We start from the raw sequence: 22,190 nt of genomic DNA, 5'->3' as shown, positions 1-22,190 counted from the left end.
AACTGGTATGGATGCTCTCAATGGAATAAATGCGTTGACCTTAGTTTTTGCTGCGATATTGCTCTTTGCGATTGCGTATCGGTTTTATGGCTTGTTTCTCGCAAATAAATTGCTCAGACTGAATGGCGCTCGTCAGACACCGGCGGTGGAGTTTGCAGATGGACACGATTATGTAAAAACCGATAAGAAAGTACTGTTCGGTCATCATTTCGCGGCAATCGCCGCGGCAGGACCACTAGTTGGTCCAGTGCTCGCGGCACAGTTTGGTTATCTACCGGGGGCTCTGTGGATACTAATTGGTTGTGTATTAGGTGGCGGTGTGCACGATATGGTCGTGCTTTTCGCTTCTGTACGACATAAAGGAGAAAGTTTAGCGACCATTGCCTCCAAGGAGGTCAGTAAGCCTATTGGAGCAGTTGCCGGTATTGCGGTACTTTTCATTTTGATTTTGACCTTGGCCGGTTTATCGTTAGCCTGTATCAGTGCAATGCATGAGGCGCCATGGTCATTATTTACGATTATATTAACAATGCCCATTGCTATTTTAATGGGCTTGATGATGCGCTACCGTGAAGGCTCGGTTACCTTGGCAAGTATCATTGGTGGTGTGCTACTGATTGGTGGTATTATCTCAGGTCACCACCTGATGCAAATTCCTACTTTCCACGCGCTTTTCAACTGGGATGTAAAAACGATTTCCATCGGTATTGCTGTATATGGTTTTTTTGCTTCAGTATTGCCCATCTGGCTATTATTGGTCCCAAGAGATTACCTTTCGACCTATCTCAAAATAGGTACAATTGTGATGCTTACGGTAGGAATATTTTTTGTCGCACCAACCATTCAGATGCCTGCTCTGACCGCATTTATCCATGGTGGTGGGCCAGTCATTGCAGGTCCTGTTTTGCCTTTTATCTTTATTGTCATTGCTTGTGGTGCCATATCAGGTTTTCACGCTATTATTGCAACAGGCACGACGCCCAAAATGATCGGTAATGAACGCGAGATCTTGTTTGTTGGCTATGGCGCCATGCTTGTCGAAGGCTTTGTCGCGCTGATGGCTTTAATTGCAGCTTGCACGTTGATGCCGGGGGATTATTTTGCCATCAATACACCAGTAGCCGACTATGCACAATTTTTAGCCCAGCATCCGCATCTTTCAGCGGTGGATTTACAGCATTTTATCGATCGAATTGGTGTGGACCTTCACGGTCGAACGGGAGGGGCAGTATCCTTGGCTGTCGGAATGGCCCATATCTTTGATAAAGTCCCTTTTATGAACGATATTATGGCCTATTGGTACAATTTCGCTATTATGTTTGAAGCCGTGTTTATCCTTACCGCAATCGATGCAGGTACCCGGGTGGGACGCTTTTTCCTACAGGAAATGCTCGGAACCGTTTTTCCTAAATTTAGTGATAAAAACTGGAAACCAGGTGTATGGATTTGCAGTGCCTTGTTTACGTTTTCGTGGGGATATTTGGTTTATACCGGTAATGTAAGTAGTATTTGGCCATTATTTGGTATCAGCAATCAGCTGTTGGCCGCTTGTGGTCTAATTGTGTGTACAACGATGCTCATCCGAATGAACAGGCGAAAATATGTCTTGTTTGCTGCCATTCCAGGTGTTTTTATGGCCATAATCACCTTTTGGGCGGGCTATCTTCAGGTTGTGCAAGGTTACATACCCAAAGGTCAATATCTACTGGCTGGATTGGCTATTGCGGCGATGTCCCTTATGGCGATTGTTTTTATTGGAACGTTTAAGAAGTGGATACACCTCGCTCAAACGAAAACCGAAGTAAAAGATCCCTATGGAGAGGTCGTCAAGGAACGAGTAGAAAGGTAAAATAGCGTGGATTTTATTGAAATCCACGCTTTATGTTTAATCGATAATGGAAAGTAGTCGGTCTCGGATAAGAAGGCAGGCGCCTAAAGCTGCAAGTTTTTCCCCATTATTTGAATTGGCAAGTTTGGTGTCCTTGTTGACAATAGACAATGAAAATTTATTGACTGCATTCTTTAGCGGTAACATCAGATATTCCTCACTTTTAGCTAAAATTCCACCAACAATGATGATTTCTGGATTAAAAATATTGATTAACGTTGCGAGCCCGCGACCTAGTTTTTCCCCAAGCTCATTGATGAGCTCAATAGCAAGATTATCATCTTTTTTTGCAGCTGTTATAATATCGCTGAGCCGGATATCTTCCAGATTGTTAAATTTTTTTGTCAAAATACTAGTTGCGCCATTTTTTATTTCCGCAATGACTCGGTTACGAAGGGCAAAACCAGATGCTTCCGTTTCAAGACAGCCCTTTTTTCCACAGCGGCAGATGATATCGTTGTCAAATATCGGAATATGGCCAAATTCACCCGAGAAACCGGATTTTCCATAATAAATCTTTCCATTGATCAAAATTCCTAGTCCGATGCCATTGTCCACATTGACAAAAAGAGCAAATTTCTCATCCTTTAAAATTCCACTCGAAAACTCTCCATAGGCAAGCGCCTTACTATCGTTTTCAAGATAGGTGCGCAATTGTAGTTCCTGCTCAAAATATTTCGATAGGGGATCTTCATAAAAATTAAAATAACTGTAGGAATAACCTGTTCGGTAGTTAATGCGACCAGATAAATTAATGCCGACACCCAATATTTTATCTTTTTGAATCTGATGCGTTGCAATAAACTGGTTGATCTCCCGACAAATATTTTGAAGCGATTCCTGGTTATTTTCCAAGCGATGGGGAATTTCTTCTTGTGTAGCAACAATGTCTTTTTTCATATCCATCACCACGATACTGAGATGATCATGGCTTACTTGGACGCCAACAAAAAAGGCTGCATTTGCAAGTAGACCATAGGAATTCGGTTTTCTACCAATTCCCGAAGTCGACTTTCCATTGTCCTGGACCAATGCATCTTCCATAAGTTCATTAATAGATTCGTTGATTTTTGGGATACTGATGTTGAATTCCTTGCTCAGTTCAGGAATAGTTGAAGGCCCCTTGGTCGCAAAAAAGGTCAAAATCTCCTTTTTAAGCAAAATATTTTTATAGGCTACACCGCTATAGCTTGCATCATGTAAGTCACTCAAGAATTTTATACTCATAACTGTGTTACGTTAACTTATGGGTAAATATAGTAAATATATCATCATGCAAAATTAAGTTTGTGTTTTTTCTTCTTTAGTAGATCTCAATTAATAAAAAAAATTAGAAATAATTTGAATATTTAAAATTTTATTTCTTATTTAGTGTTGTATAAATAATATACCTAATAATTGTAAACCAAAATACGTTGCCGTGCCGGTGTCAGAACGTTGCATGTTTTATCCAATGAAAAACGTCTGATCATGGTTTAGGTAACCGAGTGACCATAAATACTTATTTTTTAACATAACACTATTTTTTCATTCCTAAATTATGAAACCAACACATGTAAAACGCAGGTATCTTTTTAAGGCATTGGGATTACTTATTGTTTTTATGCAATCCGCAATAAGCTTTGCTCAATCCATTGTAAATGGTACCATACGAAATCGCGATGAACAGCCTATTGCTGGCGCGACGGTTAAAGTAGTGGGGACTTCTGTAACAACACGTACGGATCAAAAAGGGAGTTTTACCGTGCAGGTAGACCGACTTCCGGCTGAACTTCAGGTTAGTTATATCGGCTATTTGTCGCAGTCGCGGAAGATCACAGTTGCCGGTACACAGAGTTTTGTTTTGGAGTCCGATCAGCGTCAAATTGATGAGGTTGTAGTAGTAGCCTATGGTACGCAAAAGAAGAACAACGTCGTTGGATCTGTCGTTCAGATCGGTGGTGATCAGCTCAAGAAAGCCCCGTCGATGAATTTGACCAATGCACTCGTAGGACGTGTTCCCGGATTGACAGCATTGCAACAATCCGGCCGCCCAGGGGCAGATAACGCGACCTTGTATCTGCGCGGAGTTGGAACTTATGGTGGTAATCGAAGTCCTTTGGTGATTGTCGATGATATCGAAAGACCGCTTTCTACCTTGGCTTATCTGGACCCAAGTGAGATAGAAACGATTTCCTTTTTAAAGGATGCAGTCTCCACGGCCGCTTATGGTGTACAGGCCGCCAATGGTATTATATTGGTTAAAACAAAAAATGGACGAAAGGAACAGACCAAAGTAACCTATGACTTTGGATACAGCATTGGCCAAAATACCCGCTTTCCAAAATTCCTCAATGGACCGGATTATATGAACTGGTATAACAAAGGAACAGAACTGGACAATGATTTTCTCCGAAATACGAAGCAAACTGAAGCACCTTACATCTACACTCAGGAACTCATCGATGCTGTGGCAAATGGAACCAATACCAATCCGTTATTTGGGAATACAGACTGGATTGGCCTATTGGCAGATAATAATAGCTATTCGCAACATCATGCAGCGACAATTTCGGGTGGAGCGGGCAAAACGCAGTATTTTGCTTCGGTCAGCCATATGAACCAGGACGGGGTGATCGACAATACCAATTTTAAACGCTACAATATCCGTACAAACCTTAAAAGTGAGCTTAATGAATACCTGACGGTTGGTTTGAACATTGGTTTACGTAATCAAAATACCAATTTACCCGGTATTTCACCCGATAACTCGGCCTATATGAATCCATTTTACCAGGCTGTTCGGATGCTCCCGAATCTGCCTATGTATGCCCCAAATGGACTTCCGGTAGCATATCAGGCCGGAGCAGGGTGGGTCAACCCAATTGCTTCCGTTGCAAATTCGGGATACCAGAAGCTCAAAAGCAATATCTTTCAGGGAACAGCAAACATCGATTTTAAAGTTCCGGGAGTAACAGGTTTGCTGGCAAAAGTTCAGGGCGCATACGACTATAATTCGGATGAATCCAAATCTTGGCTGACACCCTATCCGACGATGGGAAGACAGCGGGACCAGGTTGCAGGCGACTTTGTGGCGATGACCACTTTGCCCGGAATCACGAAGACATCTCTTCGTCAGAGTTTTGCTGCAAACTATCGCAGCACCTGGCAGGCCAGTTTAAATTATAACCGCACTTTTGGTGATCATAGCATCGGTGTGTTAGGTTTATATGAATATGCAAAAACTCATGGTAATCAATTTGGTGCCGGCGCAAGTAATTTTCCAATCAGTATTATTCAGGAAATAAACTATGGTTCGGCTTCCCAGGAAGACATTATCAAGTCTACAGGTTCCAGTGATGCCGAATCTGCACGTGCGGGATTTGTGACACGGCTGAATTATGCTTTCCGCGATCGTTATTTGGTGGAGTTGGTATCGCGTTGGGACGCCTCCGCTAACTTTGCCAAGGAAAACCGCTGGAAATCTTTTCCGGCCATTGGATTGGGCTGGGTTGTCTCAAATGAGTCCTTCTTTAAGGAAGCTGTCCCTTTTGCAGATTTTCTTAAATTAAAAGGGTCTATTGGGCGTACAGGTAACGACCGTGCACAAGTGGGTAGTTTCCCTTACATTAATACCCTTTCACAAAATACAACACCAGTCATTGTCATAGACGGCAAGCCGGTCAAAGCCTTATATACCAATGCACCTCAAAACCCGCTATTGAAATGGGAAGAATCCACCACATCCAATGTTGGATTTGAATCACGGTTTTTAAATGGAAAATTTGGTTTTGATTTCGAATGGTTCTATCGTTATACTTCCGGTATTTTGGGACAGGTTGGAAACCTTTATCCAGCGTCGATGGGTGGTTATTTTCCGAGTTTGGCCAATATTGGCGAAGTTGATAATCGCGGTTTTGATGCTCAATTGCGTTATAACGATCGTTTTGGTGAATTTAAACTGGGCGTAACCGGCAATATCAACTGGGCGAAAAACAGGTATCTGAAACTGGATGAAGCGAACGGTATCCCTTCTTGGCAGAGTCTCATTGGCAAACCTATCGGAACAAAAATTGGATTTGTCAAAGAGGGGATGGTACAGACCTGGGAGGAAGCACGCAATACACCTTCACCAAGTTCGGGATTTATGGCTCCCGGTTTTTTCAAATTTAAAGATTTGAATGGCGACGGCCGGATTACCAGAACAGATGATATGACCTATATTGGACGCTCCAACGTACCTGAATTAACATTCGGTTTGAATTTCGATATGGCTTATAAAGGCTTCGACTTTTCAGCATTGTTGCAAGGTGCTGCACGTGTTGATGTTGCCCTAGCAGGAGCCTATGAAGGATCGTCAGGAACTTCAGGGGTAGAGGATAATACACCTTTTACGCGACCTTTTTATAACTATGGAAACTCCCCTTATTTCTTGGTTGAAAACTCATGGCGCGAAGACAATCCGAATGCCGAATTTCCACGTATGAGTGCCTATAAAGCAACAGGCATGTCGACGAACAATGCAAATGCCAATTCAGGATGGATCAGAAAAGGAGATTATCTGCGGCTTAAATCCGTGCAGTTGGGCTACACTTTCCCGAAAGGATTGCTGAATGCAGCGAAGATTGAACATGTACGCGTGTTTGCTTCGGGCTCAAACCTTTTCACATGGGATTACTTGAAATACCTCGATCCCGAAATGCCAAACGTCAATAATGGATTTTATCCGCAGCAACGGATTTTTGAATTTGGTTTAAGCGTTACTTTTTAATCTCCTAAAAATTACTATTACAGATGAAATCAACTCTATATACCAGCTGTCGGCAGCTTTCATTTTTAGGCCTGTTGTTTATGGCGCTGCAAGGTTGTTCTGTCGATCTAATTCCACAGGACCGGATCGCAGAAGAGAAAGTATGGGCTGACCCCAATTCGGCCGAACTATATGTGTCGGGTATCTATGCTGAATTTAAAAAATTCCAGTTTGGTCAATTTCCAAATTTAGGCTATGATAATGCAATGGATGCCTTAGCCGATGGAATGAAATTTACCTCAAATACCGCTGGGAATGGTACCGTCAATATTCTTGTATCCAACTCAAACCAGTTTTCTTCCGCAAGTGTAGGATTGAATTATTGGGCGAGTGGATATGAGCGTATCCGTCGTATCAATGAAATGATCAATGGAATTAATACCAAGTCCAGCCTTTCCGATGCTCAAAAACAGGTTTATGAGGCTGAGGGCAGGTTCGTGAGAGCATATGCCTATTTCTGGCTGGCAAAGATCCATGGAAGCGTGATTCTATTCAAGAGTATGGATCAGTATACTGAAAAAGATCATGAACGCTCGAGTGAGGAAGCCGTTTATGATTTTATCCTGGAGGATCTCCAATATGCGGTGGATCATCTTCCGCTCAACAATCTTGCCGGCCGGGCTACCCAGGGCGCGGCCTATACCCTGATGGCGCGTGTAGGACTATATGCAGGCTCTATTGCTAAATATGATCTCAAGCAGTTCAATCAGGATCCTTTGACGGGCATTTCACAGGCGAGGAGCGCGGAGTATTTTAAAAAATCAGCCGATGCAGCGCAAAAAGTCATCGATATGGCTAATGGGGGACTCTATGCCTTGGACGATAATTTTGCAAGCATTTTTACCAATAAAAATACAAAGGAAGCAATCTTCCGGGTAGATTTTGCAGCACCTGATGTCACGCATCAATACGACCTGGGCTATGCCCCACCTCGAGATGCTCCGGGTAATACATTGGTTTATGGTGTGCCAACGGCTGAATTGGTCAATGAATTTGAAATGGCTGACGGATCCAAATTCTCCTGGCAGAATGCTGCGCAGGCAGCGGCTCCCTATACAAATCGTGAACCTCGTTTCTATGCGACGATCTTATACAATGGTGCAACCTGGAAAGGAAGAACACTGAATACGTCGACGACCGATGCGATAGAAGGATTTACAACATTTGGCGCGAGTGGTGACCCCAAACGTACCGTTACGGGATACTATGTACGCAAAATGCTTGATCCTACAAATACGACATTCGTTCAAAATAAAAGTACACAAAGCTGGATCGAAATGCGCTATGCCGAGGTCTTGTTGATTATGGCGGAAGCGAAAGCGCAATTGGGCGATTTTGCGACTGCAACTACCTACATCAATCAGCTTCGTCAGAAGCGTGGACTTAATGCCCTTAGCCTTGCCAACAATAATCAGGCAATGGCCGCAGTGGAGCATGAGCGCAAAGTTGAACTGGCTTTCGAGGGACATCGTTTCTGGGACTTGCGCCGTTGGAGAAAAGCTCACCTCCTGTTAGATAATGTGAAGTTTACAGGGCATAAGATCAGTCCGAACGCAACAGGATTAACGTATGAAGTTGTCTCAGCAGACGCAACCAACAGAAGTTTCAGTACAAAATTATATTATCTGCCCATACCTGAAAATGAAGTGCAGTTGAACGGCGCTTTGACTCAAATTAAAGGTTGGTAAAAACATGAAAGACTAGCAATGGACAAAATAAAATTTTACAGTTTATGGGCCTGTGCGATCCTTTTGGGAGGATGTCAAAAACCTAATTATCTGGAGCGGAATGTGAAAAATCAATTGATGGATTTTTACGCTACGATTGATGGGAAAGGGCAAGATCGGCTCTTCTTGAGCACGATCAGCAATGATACGGTGTATTTGCACGTAGATTATTATTATCCGATCGATTCGGACAATGAAGTAGATCTTTCGCGACTGATGTTACGCGCTTCCGTTCCGGCTGATGCCCAGGTGACGCCGGGATTAAATGGATTTACAGACTTGACGGCACCCAAGAAAATTACTGTCACCGCGGGAAACGGTGACGCAAAGGATTATGTGGTTATTGCCGAGAAGAAAGGCAATACAGATATTTCAGGAATCAAAATTACATTTAAAGACAGCGAACAAAAGGAAAATGAGGTTGAGGGGATCTTAAATGGGAATACGGTGACGTTTTATGTGGTGCCGGGTATGGATCTTTCACAATCTACGCTGAGTTACGTTATTAATAAACATTCCAGTGGTTCTATAGCAAGCGGAGCTCAGGTCAATTTAGCAAACGGTGCAGAAGTACCCCTGACGATTTCTGGAGCCGGAAATATCAAGCGGCAGCTCAAATTGGTTGTCAAAGAACCTGTCAAACTTGAAAAAGGGGTGGGCATTAACCGGCGCTTGTTCCTGAAGAAAGCGGCAGACTTGGGCTTCACTGCAAATAGTGAAACGTCCTGTTTTGTGAGTGGCGACTACTTGGTGATTGTGAGCCGGACTTCACCATCTGTATTTAAGGTATATAACCGTTTCACAGGAGCTTATTCCCATAACCTAACAAATCCTTTCCCGGCAGGTCGTTTGATCTTCCAAGGCGTGAGCGATGAAAAAGGACGATTTATGTTAGGAACTTATACGCCGAATGGACAGAGCTTTGTGCTATACAAATACAGAGATGTTTTTGATACCAGTCCTGCCAAGCTATTGGATCTACCTTATAGCAAACCTGCTGCGGTAGCTGCCGGCGATGGCAATATCGGTCGTAAACTTAACTGGGTAGGGGATATGGACGGAAACGGTCAGTTACTCGCTTCGGTTGCAACCAGTCGTTACCTCCTGCGTTGGACAGTCGAAAATGGCCAGATAAAATCTACCGCGGCCGATGTCCTGGAATATAAGGATGGTGCGACATCATTGGGCTTCCTTCCGGAATATCTTCCTTTAGGGGTCGGCACTAACGCCGAACTGATCGCGAGCACTAACGCCGAACTTGCTTATGTTTCGGGAAGTACCTGGGGGCGGCTAGCAGCATTCCCGGCAATTACAGGTACTGCTATGAATGGTGGTATCGCCTTTCAGCGTTTTAACAACGCAGATATTTTGGCTCAGGTCAAATTGTTTGGAAGCAATGAGATTGGTCAGCTATATGTTTATGATATTAGCGATCGAGCCCGCATTGGTACCACACTGAGTTCAACGACCTATAACCAATTACGTGTTTATGAGTCCGAACTGTTTACTGGCGGTACCAATGGTAACGCAACCAGCGACATCTGTATGGGAACTTCAGAAAATGGACAAAGGCTTCAGGTGTATATGTTGACGACCTTTGGTTATCTCGTTGCGCAGGAGTTTACCATTTATGCCGATTCAAATTAAAATAATCGTTCCTTCACGCAGCTTGTGTTGCAGTGGAGGAACATTGTATTCATTCGTAAAAAAATAAAATTATGAACAAGCACATCAAAACAAGCTTATTGTTGATGTTAGGTTTAGTTTCGTGTAAAGTTGGATTTGCACAAAAAAGTGATTTAAGTAGCGTGTCCAAAAAGATTGTCAGCGCAAATAAAGGCGATATCGTTTTGTTGGAGGATTTTCTAAAAACGGACTTTCCCAAGTTGCCTTACACAAAGACCGTATTACCGGGGCCGCAGTATATCATATCTGATGATCCCGAGTATATCCGTGTTCCGGAAGCCATTGCACTACAGGAGACGGTTGATCCCGGAGCAGTTAGGTTGTATGTCTATAACGTCAATGGTGTCAAAGAACCTCAAAAAATGCCCCGTAAGATTTCGGCGGTCATAAAAAATCTGGGGCATGAAAATATGCATTTTCGCATGTTGAAGTATGCTTCACAAAAACCGAGTTCAAACTACTTTGAAATTGGAAAGAAAGGGCTTGAGGACTACTTTTTATCTGCTGTAAACAATCAGGTGAAAGTGCTTAAACCGGGGGAAGTGATGGCTATCGATGAAAAACTGGAAAAACAGCTGGTACAATACGATGAACTTGTCCATGGATTCTATGAATTTGTGGTAGACCAGCCGGCGCAGATCGCTGTCATACAATTTGCCCCAAATGAGTCTGGACCAAAAGTGTTTCCGCGGATAAAGACGCTGATTCCACATAGTCACGCAAACGCTGGGCGTGGTATTTTTCCAATTTCCAATTATCAGATTAATCCGAAAGATACGCTTGACACCAAAAAGGGAGCAGTGCAGCTGATTGTTGCCGACGGGCAGGACGATCCGTGGATCACGGGAACGATTGGTGCGAAAAAGGAATTTGCCAAGAATGCCGGAAACTACGGTGTGCTGTATAAAACAAAGATCAAATGGAAGAGTACAGACGGAAAAGGATTGGCTTTGGTCAGCTGGAACAGCCGATCTGGTGACAACCAATGGTGTGGTGGTATGGGGCTGACAATGGAACTTGTGGGGCAAGACGGTCAAAAGACGGTGATGCAATATCCCAAAAATGCGCTGATTACAAAAGGTTATCCAGAGGCAATTCTCATCGAAACTTATTGGCCCGACCCGAAGAAGGAAATACAGGAAATAGAATTCACCTATTCTCCTCCGGGAGCTTCCTGCCTACCGACACCATTAATTTTTTTACCCATTGATCCGAAGAAATAATGAAACACATACTCTTACTTTTTTTACTAGGCCTGACCGCCTGCAGTGCAAAAAATGAATTTGTTAAACCAGAATTTCCGGTCGTAGGTGTTGATGGGAATGAGTATCTCAAAAATGAGGTGCGTCCGGCTTCTTCAAAAGCTTGTTTTCAAGGAGCCTACTATCGAAAAGTCGTTTCCAGTACAGATGTTTGGGTCGGCATTAAGGCCGAAGTTACCTTACCAAAGATGGAATTTGATCCGGCGCGGTTGAACCCGGGCAAACCCAAGCAATACCTGGATAATCCCTCTGTTTATATGGGCGGTAACATGGGGGGACAGGAAACGGATATTGGTCTTACCTGGGAAGTTATTAAAGATGAAAAAGGAAATGTGACCGAAGACAGGCGAGCTTTCAGACCATTTTTACGAAGAGCAGCACATAGCTCTGGCCAGGCAAGTCTTTACCAAAATGCACCTGCACAAGAGGAATATTATTGGTATCCTGGAGAAAAGGTGTTGATGACATTGGAAATTGTATCCACGGGCATGCTAAAGTTTGTAATACAAGGTGCAGGAAAAAAATATGAAGCTACGTTTGAAAGTGCAGGATATACCCTGGGTGGATTGGGTGAGTTTAAGCGGGTGAATGCTATCGATCAGGTGGCCAATGAAGGCAAACCTGTACAGGCAACAAAGACGAAAGTATTGGAAGCGATTTGGTCCTACACCACTTTACTCCGTTATGATGCAAAGCAAGTGATCGAAGTGCCTATGCATGCGGGACGGATGACGCAGATGGCCTGTCCAGCGGCGCAATATTTTAAAATCCAACAAGATGCAGCCAACCTCAAAAAAGGAGGGGAGACTGTTGTGATTAATGGGGACGGTTTTTAAGATTGTTCAAAGAAAAGTATATTGGGTTGAAAGCAGGTTGTAAGCAACTGGCTTTCAATATTTCTAACAACGATTAGTTTTTTCTATTCGTATTGCTAAAGTCCTGTTTAACCGATTTAGTGAATGATAAAAAATGCTTTTTTTTAAAGTTTTATTTTGTTTATACAAAGTTATTTTTTACTTTAGTGTTGCCCATTCAAGGGCACTTTTCATAAAATAGGTTAATAATATGGCTAAAACACCCGGGGTACCCCATGCTTTCGGGTGTTTTTTTGATTAATTATCACTTTCTATCAGGCCCTAAATGATCGGGCTATACCGAAATTTTGTCATCAGTATTTTTTCTTCCTATACAGCATCCACCTTTTGTTACGTAAGCATAGCTTTTTCATTTTTTTTTCTTCAATTTTTAGCGGCATTACCTTATGACCAAAGCGCAACCAAATCCTGCATTATGACAGTGCTTGTTCAGTGCTCGTTCAGTGCTTGCTCACTGATGATTCAGTAAAAACTGAACGAGCAGTGAGTAACTACTGTATTAAAAATAAATGAAAACTGTTATTAGTTATAATTTGGTGTTAGGTTGTTTTAGTTTTAATCGCTATATTGGCTATTTATAGTCTTTTGATTGTGGAAATTAGACTTAATGGTGGCAATCATTAAAAAAATCGTCGATTCCATAAGGATGAATAAAGTTTCGTGTTTTAGATGATCTTTTTGCACGTATTAATAGTTGATCTTATTTTAACTTTTTAGGTGCGTAGCCTCCCTTAGCATTGTATCGTGTTGTTATTCTTATTTTTATGTATGTTGGGTTAGGAATTTTGTATATATTTGAGAAGAATCTAAAGTCCATTGTCCGACGGGTAGATGAGTTAGAAGTGCTTCACCAGAAGTGACTATTGATTTTTTAAATTATGAAATATCTATTCCTGTTGTTGTTAAGCATTTGTTTTTTGTCAAGTTGTGACAAAGAGGATGCTGATATTGACGCTACGGAGATTGATGGAATAGCAACGGACAAAAGATATAAGTTTGTAGGACGTTCTGTTGGCTTTTCTGTGACTCAGTTTTATGTGGATGGTACTGTAGACAAGAATTTCCATTTGGGCACGGTCTGGGGATTGAAAGACACGACACCGCAGCTAAAATTAACCGCTCTTCGTTCTTATTATAAACCTTTTAAAAATACAGTTTCATCTACACAGCCAACTTTATCTTCGATTCGTATCATCCCAGGTTATGATGCTATTCGAGCTTTTGCAAAGAAAAGCAGGGGCGAACCGGCTGTTTTGGAGCAATCTTCTGTAGGCGCATTTTTCGACTATAGGGCGATACGTTATCATCTCAATAATAGCCCTGACGTAGATAGTGTGCTGAAGTTGGTTCGCCATCGTGATTCGACCACAATAAAGAGGGCAAACAGCTTGCTATTGCGCCGGGAACATATTGCATTTAGCCTTCAAGTTGATCTAGCGGATTATGTAAAGGTTTTTAATAAGGAGGAAGTTGGAAAATTAAAAAAGACAGGATATAATCCTTATTATGTTTCATCCGTGAACTACGGTACGCATTCCATTATAATGGGAGAAAGCGATTTTCCGCGTGGTGATCTGAAAAACGTCCTAGAAAAATTACTTTATAACCAACAACTGACCGAATTGGATAAAGCGATTTTAAATGGTTCAGACGTATTGGTATATTTGCGCGGCGGACGACAAAAAAGCTTTATTAGACGTGCAACAGGTCTTAACCCAATTAAAAAACTTGTTGCGGATTATAAAAATGAACTTGAATTGCAACAGCATAGCTATGATTATCCTATTAGCTATAGTCTAGGTGGTCTCAATTCTTATGGACACCTAAAATTTTGGTATTCTTATGATTTTCTTGTACGAGAGGAGAAGGAGTGATTTTGCGTTTAGTCCTGCTTTTAATCCATTGAAGTGCAATAGCACTTGGTTCATCCGATGCTGAAAGGCTTGTGTTGTGATCTAGTGCTGGGAATAGGCAATACTCGAAAGGTTTACCTTGCGCTTTCAATGCATTGAGGCGTTCTATGGATAAGCCTACCGGTATTTGGATATCCTGCGACCCGAATAGCCAAAGTCCAGGTGCAGCTGTCGTTTTTAGTGATGCGATTGGATCGGTATTTATAAATTGATAACGGTCTGGATCATTCATCACATGTTGACGAGCCTCAGTTTCCGTATGTTTATCCCAAAAGTCTTTTTTTCCGTTTGTGAAGAACTGAAATCGGAGCTGTTCACGTGCCGGAATTACTGCACCACTATACAAGACAAAAAAGTCGACCAATGGATTTTTGTTGGCCGCCAACGGGATGATCCATCCTGCTTGACTAAATCCCAACAGTCCGATTGGAATATTCGGGTTGTCCAGTTGTTGATGGAGAGTTTTTACAGCCGCCTGCGCATCTTTTGCAAGCAGGTTGAGGTTAGCGGAGTCAATGTTATTTGTACCAACCTCAGGGCCCGCATAGATTCCCTCCGATTTTCCAACCCCGCGTTTGTCATAGGTAAATACAGCGATACCATTTCGGGCTAAAAATGAGGCGAACTCCGTCATCCTTTTCTCTTGCCCAGAGCCGTGAACGAGGACAATGGCCGCACGGGTATGTTTAGGCTGAAGTATGGAACCTGCCAATTGAATGCCCTCACTCCTAAATATGATATCTTTTGTTAACCAATCTGATTGTTGGGCTTTTGCATTCTGTGAATAGGGTATAAAATATAGAACCATCAACGATAGTAGCATGTTGAATCTGATCCTTTTTACCGAAATGAGCTTCGACGGAAAATAGTCTAATAAATGGATCTTAGGCATAAGAATTTCTCTGTTATATTTGTTGTTATCGAAGTTAATCACTTGAACTTTAAATAATTTGTTTTTTAGGCGGACTGTCCATTTATGTCGGTAAATAGCAGTTTTTTCGCTGTGAATGAATTTAAGACTATTCCAACGCAGGATCAGATCGCATGCTAATCACTTTAAGAATTTTTAGGCGGGAAGTATTTTTGTTGATATGCTGATGGGGACATTTTTGTTCGTTTCTTGAAAAAATGCGAGAATGTAGACAAGTCTTGAAACCCGAGTTCAATCATAGTCGCCTTGATTGGATTGGGCGCAGCCCTTAGTAGACACTTAGCTTCTGTTAATAAGCGCTCGTGTATTAATTTAAGTGGCGCAACATTCAAATGGTAATTACTGAGCTTCCTAAGCGCATTTTCGGTCATATTAAGCGCATGTGCATAATAGGCAACATCATGTTGCTCCTTGTAATGTAGCTCGATCAACGCTAGGAATTTATTTAAAGTTACTGGAAGGGATGACGATCGGGGATATCCAATCCGATCCATCAGAATCCGATTAATTTCCTGTAAGCTAAGTGATGCACGTGTCCCTAAAATTTTAAATAGCGGTTGAATTCGAGAAAGTTCCGATCCTATTTGTTGTAAATCGTTACGTAGTATTTCAAATTGATATTCCGTGATGTCTATTATAGGGTTATGCCTTAGTAACTTCATATTGATAGGAAGGCAAAGACATAGCTTTTCGAAATTTTGTCTAGAGAGTTTAAACTGATAAGCAGTGGTCTCTTCCATACAAGAGAAGGAACTTGACTGTCCTGGAAAAATTAAATGAATTTGATAGCTTTCTAACGGATATTTTTTCTGGTCAATTAGATGAATACCACCTTTTGATTGCAATAAAGTAAATACAAATTTTTCATTATTCTTAACTTGAATGGTGTAATTTGTAACCCTCCATAATTTGAATAAAAAACCTTGATGTTCTACATGTGAACCACAAACTTTTACATTGCCTGCACAGAATGTAATCCATTTTAATGCGAGAGGATAATTTGGCACAAATTTTAACTATTTTTTAATGTTTGCGTGCGTATTTGGCGGACGTTTCCGCTTTATATTCACACGTGAAAAAAATTATTGATGTATTCGGCGCAATCGACGCTCAAACTGTTTTGGTTAAAAACATTTGTGATTAATGTTTCTAGTATTCAAGTTAATATTTTTTTTTGAAATATGGTATTTTTATTGAAAAATAATCGATTGAATACTGAATAATGGATCGTGATACGGTGATTTTGGAGGTCCACTTCTTCGGGGCTATTAAACAAAAAAAAAGGGTATTTTCGTTAGAAAATACCCTTTTTTTTATAAAATATTCGCTATTGCATTTGTATGCCTTCCATGGCATTCGTGTTTTTATTTTTCTTAAACATGTTCATATCCATTTTTCCAAAGCGGTAGGAAAGATTCAATTTGATCAATTGTGGATTTGAAAGACGGTAATAGGTTTGAGAAAACCCTTCTCCGGAGGAAACGATTGTATTGCCTCGTGTTCTGAAGATATCGTTGATTGCCAGAGTTGCTGAGGCAGCCTGATTCTTTAAGAAGCTTTTTTTGATGGCAAAGTCGATACCATAGAATGGTTTGATATACCCTTGTGAAGAGCTTTGCGCTTGGTTCATAGGTGGGCCAAATGTTTGAGCCTGCGTTACAGGCATATTTGTTTTGCCTTGATATTCAAAGGCAAGCTGCAGATTCCAGTTTTTCTGTAAGTTGAACGTATTGTTCAATTTTCCAAATACGGTCCACATACCTTCCGATGGTGTTTGTTCGTCGACTTCAATTTTAGAATTGTAGAAGTTAAGGTCTGCCGTCAGATCCCACCATTTTTTAAGCGTATTGGTATACGTGAATTCGGCCCCATAATTTTTGCTGGAGTTGGCATTGATATAGGTGTTAATGAAGTCCATTTTGTTTGTGACCGGATTCAGTTCTTGTGTCAGATAACGTGTAATCAGGTTGTTTGTACGTTTATAGTAGACCGTTGCCAAAAATGTACCTTTTCCATGTGTACGACTATAGGACAATTCGCCCGATGTAGTAAATTCAGGTACAAGATCCGGATTACCGCGCGTAATATTCAAGCTATCTGTGTAGTCAACAAAAGGGATGAGCTGGAAAAAATTAGGACGGTTGACACGACGGGTTACACTCATCTGTATTTGGTCTTTTTCGGTTATTTTTTTGCTCAAAAATAACGAAGGGAACAAGCTAAGCGGGTATTTATTGTGGAACTTTTCATTTGTATTCAGAAGTTCTCCGTCGTAAGTTGAACTCTCGGCACGTAAACCAACCTTATAAGAAACCCAATCTTTTAAATTGCCACCCAATGAGGCATAGGCAGCATAAACGCTGTTCTTATTGTTATAGTTTGCTGAAGCTGCGGTGATATTTTCAAAATCATCTTTATCTACGGCTTTTAAGAAGTTATTGTTGAGGTTTTTAAGTTTATTGATCTGCGCTCGTACGCCAGTTTCGAGTTTCATGCCATTTTTGAATGGTTTGACATAGTCTGCCTGAACAGTCATGAACTGATTGTCTCCGGAACCGATGTTTTTTTGGATCTGTGTTCCGCTGATCTTCCTGTCGAAATTGAGATAGTTGGTTGTATACAGGCCGTTTGATGTGTTGGTGCCGCCAAAGTAATTGAAATCGACAGACAATTCCTCGCCTTCAGTTTTGAATTTTTGGACAAGACCGGCTTGCAATCCACGTGGTTTGAAGCTTCTTTCAGATTCGGAGATCCGATCGCTCATTGAGGTACTGCCTGCAGAAGTGGTCGATATTGTTGAGTTTTCATTCGGCTTAAATTTACCTTGTACCAATACTCCTGCAACAGATAGGGTAGTTTTGGGGCTTAAATCGTAATCCACACCCAATCGGCCAAAGGTGATCATACCTTTTGTTTTGCCTTCGATATCCTGATCTACTTCAGACTCCACACCGTTAATTGTACTGATACGGCGACTGTCGCCTTCGGTGTTGGTGCGCATGCGCATATTCATTCCGGTCAGTGATATATTGAATTTATTCTGACGTAGATTTAGACTACCCATAAAGTTGGTGCCGCCAAAACGATCTCCACCCAGGGTGACCATACCGTTATATCCGGCTTTCTTATTTTTCTTCAGAATAATGTTGAGGATACCGGCCATACTTCCCGAAGCGTCATATTTGGCAGATGGATTTGTAATAATTTCGATTTTGTCGATCACGTCGGCAGGAATCTGGTCGGGAGTGAGTGTGGTCGGTTTTCCATCGACAAAAATGGTGGGAGCTGCATTTCTCAGTTTTACGTTTCCGTCAATATCGACTTGTACCGAAGGCATATTTCGGAGTACATCAATGGCTGTTCCACCAGCGGCAACAATATTTTTCTCCACATTGAATACTTTTTTGTCGATGTCCATTTCGAGAAGTGCCTTGCGGCCGGTGACGGTAACTTCATCGAGTTTACGGTTGTCATTTTCCAATTTGATTGCACCCAGATCTTTACTTGTTGCTTTATTGTCGCTATAATCTACCGAAAGGTCTATTGGAGTGTATCCGACAGAGCTGATTTTAAGCTTCCATTTTTCTCTTGCCGAAATGGCGGAGAAATTGAACTTTCCGTTTTCCGAGGAACTGGTGCTTTTTATAAGAATTTCCCTTTCCTTACCTGTTGTTTGGTCTATAATGACCTTTAATAAATTAACCGAAGCTTGCGAAATAGGTTTTCCTTCGTTGTCTACAATTTGGCCCGAGATCTGGCCTTCAGAAATTGCGAAAGCAGGTCGTCCTCCTGCGGGTGCTTGAGCGTGTACAGCGGCAACAGTGGTTGCCATTAATGCTATTGCTATCAATCTTTTCATTTTTTCTTTGCTATACTATCTTTATGCGGATTAGGCTACATAATAGTACACAAATTTGAAAAGGATTTTTTAGCTATGCAACCATCTGTAGACCGAAGGAGCGAATGTGTAGACGAATGGATCTTTAGAGCGATGCAATCCGGAGATATGATGTTAACTGTTCAATATTTTTGATGTATTTTTTACCAATAGGAAGAGCTGCTTCGGGCAACGTTAGTCTATTTTGGGAGATTTTCTCAATACGGTTTTTGTTGACAATAAAGGAATTATGTACGCGGAGAAAGTCTGTAGTAGGTAATATTTTTTCCATCCCTCGTAGGTTACTACGCGTAAGAAGTGGCGATTCTCGGTCTACCAGATAGATCTTTACATAGTCTTTCAAACCTTCAATGTAACTGATCTCATGGAGTGATATTCTTGTCTTTTTGTATTCTACATTGACCATAATGTGATCTTGTACAGCAGGTTGTTTCGAACGGAGCAGCATGCTTTCTTCCGCTTTTTGGACTGCGGCGGCAAGTCGGGTCTTTGAAATCGGTTTAAGGAGATAATCTAGGGCATTTAGCTCGAAACCTTCGACTGCATATTGGTGGTAGGCAGTGGTAAAGATAACCAGCGGGCGAGGAGTGAGTTCCCGAATAAATTGCGTGCCCAATTGATCGGGCATTTCGATATCAAGAAAAATCAAGTCAATATGGTGATCTTTTAAATATTCTTTAGCTTCGGCCGTGGCATTAAATTTACCGGCGACCTCAATATGTTCAAAATTTAATAAGTCGTCTTCAAGAATATTGAGCGCGAAGGGTTCATCATCAATCAATATACATTTAATCTTCATCAGTCATCAGTTTGAGTGTTACTTCAAAATCTCCGTCGTCGGTCTTTATAATCTTAAGATCATGACGATTGGGATATAGTAATTGCAATCTTCTATGTACATTCATCAGTCCTATACCTTCATTTGGACGTGTTTCTGTATGTTTTAAGATTCTATTGCGGGATGTGAAGACAATTCCACCTTCAATTTCCTTAAATTGAAATTGTATCTGGGGTGCAGTTTTACTGTCCACACCGTACTTGAAAGCATTTTCTACAAAATGTATGAACAGTAGAGGGGGGATGAGCCTGTTTTTGACGGTATCTTCAATAGCTAGGCTTACATTTCCTTCAATCGGAAGACGAAGAGTTTGTAGATCAATGAAGTTGCGCATATGATCGATTTCTTTAAACAGCTCGACTTTGGGGCCATCTACTTCATAAAGAATATACCGAAGCATTTCGGATAGCTTAACAATAGTCCCTTCGGAATCGGGAGACTGTTTGCGGATAAGCCAACGGATATTATTGAGTGTATTGAACAGGAAATGCGGGCTGATCTGAAGTTTTAGCATGGTTAGTTCTGCCGTCGTTTTTTCCAGTGCAATCTGTTTATTGAGTTCTTTTTGTCTAGCCTGTTCGTCATACAGAAAGATCATGGAAGAAGTAATCATACAGAGGGAATAAATAATACCTGGACCGATCACCAGGCGGACAAAAAGAATATTCTCCTTCATCAGATGAGCGAGTTCTCCATCTGGGTTAAAATAGACTATGGTATAATTCAGAGCTACATAAGTAGCGAATCCTAGTGCTATCAATAGCACAAAGATCTTTCTACGGCCGAAAAAATAGGTCGGTGCGACAATGTAACAATGTAAATAAAAATGGGTAGCCAGGAATACGATATTTACTAAATGCGATAATGCTGAATAGGGCTTGAAATCTGCAATCTTATCCGGTTGGTAAAGATAGATAATAAAGGGTAAGAGCAGTAATATTGTCCAGATGACAATATGTAAATAGAATTTTCTGAAAAATCTGCCGATCATGTGATGCCTAATTAATCCCTTTAGTTTTGGATAACCCCAAACTTAGATAAAATGCTTTTTATATGCAATATAAATACTTTTCAAAGCAAAAAAAATTATTCAGCAAAGCCTATTGTACAAATTCATCTGATCTTGCTGCTAATCGAAATAATATTTAAGGCATTCGGTTGGACCATATGAAAGCGGAAAATAAGCTGAACCGTTGCAAATAGTTTTGTATTTTGCAGGTATAAATTTTAGCATGCGGCAATCAGTCCAAACCGATAGCAGAACATGAACTTGATATTTAATCTGTATAGCAGAAAACAGCAGTTGCCGCTTTGGATCTTGGTATCACACAATTGGTCTTAGATGAGGGAAGAATGGGGGGGCATTTTAGCAATAATTTGAAAATATCTTATGGAAAATCATAAAGTTGTCTGGGGCATCATCGGATGTGGTGATGTCACGGAAAAAAAAAGCGGGCCTGCGCTAAATCTTGTTGCTAATAGTCAGCTTATGGCTGTCATGCGAAGGGATGCGGCCAAAGCTGCTGACTATGCCGAGAGACACCACGTTCCTTTGTGGTATTCACAGGCCGAAGATTTACTTGATAATATCGATATCAATGCGATTTATATTGCAACACCGCCGTCGTCTCATCTTGCGTACGCACTGTCTGCTTTACGTAAAGGAAAACATGTTTATGTAGAAAAACCTGTCACGTTAAATGCGCAGGAAGCTGAATCTTTACTGGAGGAAGTAAAAGCCAGGGGCGGAAAGTTGGTTGTAGCACATTATCGAAGAGCATTGCCTCTTTTTTTGAAAGTTAAGGAACTTATTGACCAACGTGCAATCGGCGAGTTGAGAACGGTGCAACTACGTTTGTGGCAAAGCAGAACTCCAGATTTGGTGACGAAGGATGCCGGCGATTGGCGTACTGATCCTGCCGTTTCCGGAGGAGGTTATTTTTTTGATTTAGCCCCTCATCAGCTAGACTTAATGCTCTATCTTTTTGGGATGCCTGTATCCTATGATGGTTTTAGTTTAATTCAGGATGACAAAAGTGCCATTGCAGATCAAACGACAGGGACCATTTTGTTTGAAAACCAGCTTGTGTTTCAAGGAAGTTGGTGCTTCAATGTTGCCAAAGAAAATCAGATAGACAGGTGTGAAATTATTGGAAGCCTTGGTCGTATTACTTTCCCCATTTTTGGAAATACTGTTGCTGTTCATACTACGTTAGAAGAGAAGGAATTTACATTTGACCATCCTGAAAATATTCAATTGCCGATGATTTCGCGTACAGTAGAATATTTCACGGGTACCGGGCCAAATCCATCTCCGATTGAAGAAGCATTGGTTTTGATGAAGATTATTGATAATTTTTCGGCAATAAGATCATAATACATG

The 22,190-nt window shown here is 41.3% G+C and carries 14 protein-coding genes; 8 read left to right on the top strand and 6 right to left on the bottom strand.

The window, feature by feature from the left end:
• Positions 1–7: 7 nt before the first annotated feature.
• Positions 8–1,849 (top strand): carbon starvation protein A, encoded by a 1,842-nt coding sequence (locus tag J2X77_RS05865; RefSeq protein ID WP_209574907.1) that lies wholly within the window; start codon positions 8–10, stop codon positions 1,847–1,849.
• Between the two features lie 36 nt (positions 1,850–1,885).
• Here the strand turns inward: J2X77_RS05865 and J2X77_RS05860 are convergent, their stop codons facing one another.
• Complete coding sequence (locus J2X77_RS05860; RefSeq protein ID WP_310079605.1) at positions 1,886–3,115, bottom strand: ROK family protein; 1,230 nt, start codon at positions 3,113–3,115, stop codon at positions 1,886–1,888.
• 313 nt (positions 3,116–3,428) lie between these two features.
• Here J2X77_RS05860 and J2X77_RS05855 point away from each other — a divergent pair, with 313 nt between their 5' ends.
• From J2X77_RS05855 to J2X77_RS05830, 6 genes are all read left to right on the top strand, one after another.
• Positions 3,429–6,638, top strand: a complete 3,210-nt coding sequence (locus tag J2X77_RS05855; RefSeq protein ID WP_209574904.1) for a TonB-dependent receptor — start codon at positions 3,429–3,431, stop codon at positions 6,636–6,638.
• A 23-nt stretch (positions 6,639–6,661) separates the two neighbouring features.
• Complete coding sequence (locus J2X77_RS05850; RefSeq protein WP_209574902.1) at positions 6,662–8,365, top strand: RagB/SusD family nutrient uptake outer membrane protein; 1,704 nt, start codon at positions 6,662–6,664, stop codon at positions 8,363–8,365.
• A gap of 18 nt (positions 8,366–8,383) precedes the next feature.
• Positions 8,384–10,051 (top strand): DUF5018 domain-containing protein, encoded by a 1,668-nt coding sequence (locus J2X77_RS05845; RefSeq protein ID WP_209574900.1) that lies wholly within the window; start codon positions 8,384–8,386, stop codon positions 10,049–10,051.
• A gap of 71 nt (positions 10,052–10,122) precedes the next feature.
• Positions 10,123–11,313, top strand: coding sequence for a copper amine oxidase (locus J2X77_RS05840; RefSeq protein WP_209574898.1), 1,191 nt, complete (start codon positions 10,123–10,125; stop codon positions 11,311–11,313).
• The gene (locus J2X77_RS05835; RefSeq protein ID WP_209574896.1) at positions 11,313–12,188 is read left to right on the top strand and encodes a hypothetical protein; all 876 of its coding nucleotides are present in this window, start codon (positions 11,313–11,315) and stop codon (positions 12,186–12,188) included. Before J2X77_RS05840 ends, J2X77_RS05835 begins: the two co-directional genes overlap by 1 nt.
• A gap of 917 nt (positions 12,189–13,105) precedes the next feature.
• Positions 13,106–14,101: a hypothetical protein gene (locus J2X77_RS05830; RefSeq protein WP_209574894.1), complete on the top strand. Its 996-nt coding sequence runs from the start codon at positions 13,106–13,108 to the stop codon at positions 14,099–14,101.
• Here J2X77_RS05830 and J2X77_RS05825 read toward each other — a convergent pair.
• The 5 genes from J2X77_RS05825 to J2X77_RS05805 all read right to left on the bottom strand — a co-directional run bounded on the left by J2X77_RS05825 (position 14,034) and on the right by J2X77_RS05805 (position 20,798).
• A complete protein-coding gene (locus J2X77_RS05825) occupies positions 14,034–15,032 on the bottom strand; it encodes a S9 family peptidase (RefSeq protein ID WP_209574892.1) in 999 nt (332 codons plus the stop codon). The genes J2X77_RS05830 and J2X77_RS05825 overlap by 68 nt on opposite strands.
• Before the next feature lie 164 nt (positions 15,033–15,196).
• Entirely contained in the window at positions 15,197–16,078 is an 882-nt protein-coding gene (locus J2X77_RS05820) for an AraC family transcriptional regulator (RefSeq protein ID WP_209574891.1), read from the bottom strand.
• 320 nt (positions 16,079–16,398) lie between these two features.
• Positions 16,399–18,930: a TonB-dependent receptor domain-containing protein gene (locus tag J2X77_RS05815; RefSeq protein ID WP_209574889.1), complete on the bottom strand. Its 2,532-nt coding sequence runs from the start codon at positions 18,928–18,930 to the stop codon at positions 16,399–16,401.
• A 124-nt stretch (positions 18,931–19,054) separates the two neighbouring features.
• On the bottom strand, positions 19,055–19,768 hold the full coding sequence (locus J2X77_RS05810) for a LytTR family DNA-binding domain-containing protein (protein WP_293937850.1): 714 nt from the start codon (positions 19,766–19,768) through the stop codon (positions 19,055–19,057).
• Positions 19,758–20,798: a sensor histidine kinase gene (locus J2X77_RS05805; protein WP_209574884.1), complete on the bottom strand. Its 1,041-nt coding sequence runs from the start codon at positions 20,796–20,798 to the stop codon at positions 19,758–19,760. The genes J2X77_RS05810 and J2X77_RS05805 overlap by 11 nt, the downstream gene beginning before the upstream one ends.
• A gap of 399 nt (positions 20,799–21,197) precedes the next feature.
• Between J2X77_RS05805 and J2X77_RS05800 the strand changes: the two genes are divergently transcribed.
• Positions 21,198–22,184 (top strand): Gfo/Idh/MocA family protein, encoded by a 987-nt coding sequence (locus tag J2X77_RS05800; RefSeq protein ID WP_209574882.1) that lies wholly within the window; start codon positions 21,198–21,200, stop codon positions 22,182–22,184.
• Positions 22,185–22,190 lie beyond the last annotated feature (6 nt).

Origin of the sequence: Sphingobacterium sp. 2149 (genome assembly GCF_031455655.1) — a bacterium.
Taxonomy (GTDB): domain Bacteria; phylum Bacteroidota; class Bacteroidia; order Sphingobacteriales; family Sphingobacteriaceae; genus Sphingobacterium.
Note: the sequence above shows the minus strand (reverse complement) of the source record. Positions and strands in the feature narration are given on the sequence as shown.

Bases quoted from the DNA above. Each gene is read 5' to 3' on its own strand.
- J2X77_RS05840 (WP_209574898.1), top strand. From the start codon at position 10,123: ATGAACAAGCACATCAAAACAAGCTTATTGTTGATGTTAGGTTTAGTT.
- J2X77_RS05855 (WP_209574904.1), top strand. From the start codon at position 3,429: ATGAAACCAACACATGTAAAACGCAGGTATCTTTTTAAGGCATTGGGA.
- J2X77_RS05805 (WP_209574884.1), bottom strand. From the start codon at position 20,798: ATGATCGGCAGATTTTTCAGAAAATTCTATTTACATATTGTCATCTGG.
- J2X77_RS05860 (WP_310079605.1), bottom strand. From the start codon at position 3,115: ATGAGTATAAAATTCTTGAGTGACTTACATGATGCAAGCTATAGCGGT.
- J2X77_RS05825 (WP_209574892.1), bottom strand. From the start codon at position 15,032: ATGCCTAAGATCCATTTATTAGACTATTTTCCGTCGAAGCTCATTTCG.
- J2X77_RS05830 (WP_209574894.1), top strand. From the start codon at position 13,106: ATGAAATATCTATTCCTGTTGTTGTTAAGCATTTGTTTTTTGTCAAGT.
- J2X77_RS05835 (WP_209574896.1), top strand. From the start codon at position 11,313: ATGAAACACATACTCTTACTTTTTTTACTAGGCCTGACCGCCTGCAGT.
- J2X77_RS05810 (WP_293937850.1), bottom strand. From the start codon at position 19,768: ATGAAGATTAAATGTATATTGATTGATGATGAACCCTTCGCGCTCAAT.
- J2X77_RS05815 (WP_209574889.1), bottom strand. From the start codon at position 18,930: ATGAAAAGATTGATAGCAATAGCATTAATGGCAACCACTGTTGCCGCT.
- J2X77_RS05865 (WP_209574907.1), top strand. From the start codon at position 8: ATGGATGCTCTCAATGGAATAAATGCGTTGACCTTAGTTTTTGCTGCG.
- J2X77_RS05800 (WP_209574882.1), top strand. From the start codon at position 21,198: ATGGAAAATCATAAAGTTGTCTGGGGCATCATCGGATGTGGTGATGTC.
- J2X77_RS05845 (WP_209574900.1), top strand. From the start codon at position 8,384: ATGGACAAAATAAAATTTTACAGTTTATGGGCCTGTGCGATCCTTTTG.
- J2X77_RS05850 (WP_209574902.1), top strand. From the start codon at position 6,662: ATGAAATCAACTCTATATACCAGCTGTCGGCAGCTTTCATTTTTAGGC.